The 3,871-nt window shown below is 68.3% G+C and carries 6 protein-coding genes; all 6 read left to right on the top strand.

The genetic code is table 11. The features are described from left to right. Nucleotides 1-306 (top strand): DUF881 domain-containing protein (locus tag E1258_RS30810; protein ID WP_132407292.1); only part of this gene is annotated, 306 nt, incomplete at its 5' end. A 65-nt stretch (nt 307-371) separates the two neighbouring features. Next, complete coding sequence (gene gcvH / locus E1258_RS30815; RefSeq protein WP_036371792.1) at nt 372-752, top strand: glycine cleavage system protein GcvH; 381 nt, start codon at nt 372-374, stop codon at nt 750-752. Between the two features lie 210 nt (nt 753-962). Next, a complete protein-coding gene (locus E1258_RS30820; protein WP_007071101.1) occupies nt 963-1,415 on the top strand; it encodes an FHA domain-containing protein in 453 nt (150 codons plus the stop codon). 50 nt (nt 1,416-1,465) lie between these two features. Further along, nucleotides 1,466-2,173, top strand: a complete 708-nt coding sequence (locus E1258_RS30825; protein ID WP_198141693.1) for a MerR family transcriptional regulator — start codon at nt 1,466-1,468, stop codon at nt 2,171-2,173. Between the two features lie 211 nt (nt 2,174-2,384). Further along, nucleotides 2,385-2,852 carry a bifunctional nuclease family protein gene (locus tag E1258_RS30830; protein ID WP_132407294.1) on the top strand — a complete coding sequence of 156 codons (468 nt, stop codon included), beginning with the start codon at nt 2,385-2,387 and terminating at the stop codon, nt 2,850-2,852. A 231-nt stretch (nt 2,853-3,083) separates the two neighbouring features. Continuing rightward, the gene (locus tag E1258_RS30835; RefSeq protein WP_165949951.1) at nt 3,084-3,668 is read left to right on the top strand and encodes a MerR family transcriptional regulator; all 585 of its coding nucleotides are present in this window, start codon (nt 3,084-3,086) and stop codon (nt 3,666-3,668) included. Nucleotides 3,669-3,871 lie beyond the last annotated feature (203 nt).

The raw sequence follows: 3,871 nt of genomic DNA on the forward strand, positions 1-3,871 counted from the left end.
GCGGGTGCGGAGGCGATGCAGATCTCGGGTGGGGACGGTGCGGCGGTGCGGATCATCGCGTCGACGTACTTCCTGGACGGGGCGGGTGGGGAGCTGGTGGTGGACGGCCGTCGGTTGTCGGGTCCGTTCACGATTACGGTGATCGGTGATCCGACGACGATGGCGACGGCGTTGAAGATTCCGGGCGGGGTGGCCGCATCGGTCGCCGGTGACGGCGGTAACGTGATCGTTGAGGATCGTGAGGTGGCCGAGGTTTCGGCGCTGCACGCGCCTGTGAAGTTGGAGCACGCCCGTCCGGTCTCCTGACCGGTGCGGCCCGCGCCGGTTCGCCGGTGCACCAATGGTCGGTACGACGGTGAAGGACGCGTCTGGTGATTCCTGAGGATCTGCGGTATACCGCTGAGCATGAGTGGGTGGCGGGTGACGGTTCGGGTGTGGTCCGGGTCGGCATCACCCACTTCGCGCAGGACGCGTTGGGTGACATCGTGTACGTCCAGTTGCCCGAGGAGGGCGCGGAGGTGGCTGCGGGCGACTCGTTGGGTGAGATCGAGTCGACCAAGAGTGTGTCCGAGATCTACGCCCCGGTGAGTGGGGTCGTGGCGGCGCGGAACGAGGCGTTGGTGGATGCTCCGGAGGTGATCAACTCTGATCCGTACGGTGCGGGTTGGCTGGTGGAGATCACGCCGGGTGATCCGGTGGCGGTGGACGGGCTGCTGACCGCCGGGGCGTATCGCGAGCTCACCGAGAGCTGAGTGCCCGTGGGGCGTGTGGTGTTGTGCCGCGCGTCCGGTTGCCCTGCATTTCGGCGCTGGCTAGGCTCGCCCAGTCGACCGAGAACCCATAAGTTGAGCGTTGCGGAATTGCCTTTCCGGGCACGGGGAGCCAGCCGCCGGGTGGACTGCCCGGCGGCCAGACCCGCCATTACCCGACGCCGACGCGAAACAGATCCGTGAGGTGGTCCCATGACGCGGCCAGACGACGAGTTCCCCCCGCTCGACGTCACTTCGACGCTCAATCTCGGTTCGCTCGACGAAGTGCTGGAGGGGCCGGATACCGATGTGGTGCCGAGCCGGATGTCCGGTTCGTTGCCGCCGGGTATGGCGCTGCTGGTGGTTCGTCGGGGTCCGAACGCGGGTGCCCGGTTCTTGTTGGATCATGATGTGACGACGAGTGGCCGGCATCCGGACAGTGACATCTTCCTGGACGATGTGACGGTGTCGCGGCGGCATGCCGAGTTCCACCGGGACGGTGGGACGTTCACGGTGCGGGACGTGGGTAGTTTGAACGGCACGTACGTGAACCGGGAGCGGGTCGAGGCGGCCACGTTGAGCAATGGCGACGAGGTGCAGATCGGTAAGTTCCGGGTGGTCTTCATCGCCGGTCCGCGCCCGGAGGAGGAGGCCGGCCGGGGGTGAACGAGCCTGCGGCTTCGACGCCGCCCGGGGTGGCCCGCGCGCAACCGCTGATGAGCATCGGCGAGGTGCTGGGGCAGTTGCGGGTGGAGTTTCCCGACGTCACGATTTCGAAGTTGCGGTTCCTGGAGGCCGAGGGGCTGGTGGAGCCGCAGCGGACTGCTGCGGGGTATCGGAAGTACAGCTGGGACGATGTGGCGCGGTTGCGGTTCGTGTTGACCGCGCAGCGGGACCAGTATCTGCCGTTGCGGGTGATCCGTGAGCAGTTGGCGCAGTGGGACGGGTCGGCGGATGGGCCGGTGCCGTCTCGGCCGACGTTGGTGGCGGTGGGCCCGGGTGGTGAGGTGCCGGGTCGTTCTGCTGCGGCGGAGCCGCCGGTGGATTCGGCTCAGGTGCGGTTGGGTCGGGCTGACCTGGTCGCGCGGAGCGGGATCGACGAGTCGACGTTGGGTGAGTTGGAGCGGCTCGGGGTGTTGGTGTCTGATCCGCCGGGTTGGTACGACGGGGATGCGTTGATCATCGCGCGGGCGGTGGCGGGTCTGGCGGCGTACGGGTTGGAGCCTCGGCATCTGCGGGGTTACCGGACGGCGGCGGATCGGGAGGTGGGTTTGTTCGCGCAGTTGGTGGCGCCGTTGGTGCGCCAGAGTGATCCGGCGGCGCGGGCGCGGGCGGCGGAGACGGCGCGGGAGTTGGTGGCGTTGTCTCAGCAGCTGCACGCGGCGTTGGTGCGGGTGGGGTTGCGCTCGACGTTGGGTCGGTGATTTTGGTGGTGCTGCGCGGCCCGGGCGGTGGTCCGGGCCGCGTGGTGTTGGTGGGAGGTTCGGGTTCTGGGGGCGTGTCGTAGGCTTGCCGGGGTAACCCCTTTTCGGGCGCGGGGCCGTGGTGCGCGCATGGGATGTGCGTGTCGCGGCCCGTGTACCGTGCAGGCAAGGGCGCGGTGCGGGCGTAGGTGACAACGACACGGAGGCGGCGGTGCGCGAGCTGAGCGTGGTCGGGGTTCGGGTGGAGTTGCCCAGCAACCAGCCGATCGTCCTGCTGCGGGAGGTCGAGGGCGATCGCTATCTGCCGATCTGGATCGGTGCGGTGGAGGCGACGGCGATCGCGTATGAGCAGCAGGGGGTCAAGCCGGCTCGGCCGTTGACGCATGATCTGTTGCGGGATGTGTTGGCGGCGTTGAAGGCGCCGTTGCGGGCGGTGGAGATCACCGAGTTGAAGGAGAACGTCTTCTACGCCGATCTGTTGATCGGTGATGACGGGGTGCGGGTGTCGGCGCGGCCGAGTGATTCGATTGCGTTGGCGTTACGGGTCGGTGCGCCGATTCGTTGTGCCGAGCAGGTTCTCTCTGAGGCGGGGATCGTGATCCCGGACGAGCAGGAGGACGAGGTGGAGAAGTTCCGCGAGTTCCTGGAGCAGGTGCGTCCGGAGGATTTCGCGGGCTGACCGCGTCCCCACCGGCACGCTGGCGACGTGGGCGGCGGTGGCGTTTCTCGTCCCCCGACGTTGGTCACTGTGTGTGATCGGCCGTGGATGTGGGTGATCTTCGCCGTGGCTGCGCGGCGTGTCGCGACCTTTCCTGCGCGGTAACTCCTCAAGGGCGCTATAGGGTTGCCGTGTCGAGGGGTGCACGTCCCGGATGCGGCGTGTCACCGCACTGGCGGGGAGGTTGTCCGGATGCACGAGCCGCGAGATCCCGAGCCTGGTACGCAAGCGCAGGGGGCGGGTGTGGTGCCGGCGGGGCCGGCGACTGAGGGTGACGGTGCGGTGGGCTACCGGGGTGTGACCGCGTGCCACGCGGTGGGCATCACGTACCGGCAGTTGGATTACTGGGCGCGTACGGCGTTGGTGGTGCCGAGCGTGCGGGACGCGTCGGGTTCGGGGACGTCCCGGTTGTATTCGTTCCGCGACCTGGTGGTGTTGAAGGTCGTGAAGCGGCTGTTGGACGCCGGGGTGTCGTTGCAGAACATCCGCAAGGCGATCGAGGCGTTGCGGTCGCGGGGGGTGGCCGATCTGGCGGGGATCACGTTGATTTCGGACGGGACGACGGTGTACGAGTGCCGGTCGCCGGAGGAGGTGGTCGACCTGTTGCAGGGTGGCCAGGGCGTGTTCGGTATCGCGATCGGTGGGGCGTTCAAGGAGATCGAGGGTTCGTTGTCGCATCTGCCCGCGGAGCCGGCTGAGCCGGCGTCGACGGTTGCGGGCGGCGACGCGGTGGAGGACGAGTTGGCGGCTCGCCGGGCGCGGCGTCGGGCGGGATGATTCCGGTTTGGTCGGCGGGTGTCGGTGCTGGTCGGCGGGGCGGGGCCGGCTGTCCTTTGTGGTCTGCTTTGGCGAGGGCCGCCGGTTGTGCGCGTTCCGGTGTGTGTCGGCCGGGTTGACAGCTTTTGCGTTGCCGGCAATCCTATGTGGCGGCGTTCGCGGTTCGCCGTGGTGTCGTCACCGTGGGTGAGTGCGGTGGGGGC

The organism is Micromonospora sp. KC207 (assembly GCF_004348615.1).
Classification (GTDB): Bacteria; Actinomycetota; Actinomycetes; order Mycobacteriales; family Micromonosporaceae; genus Micromonospora.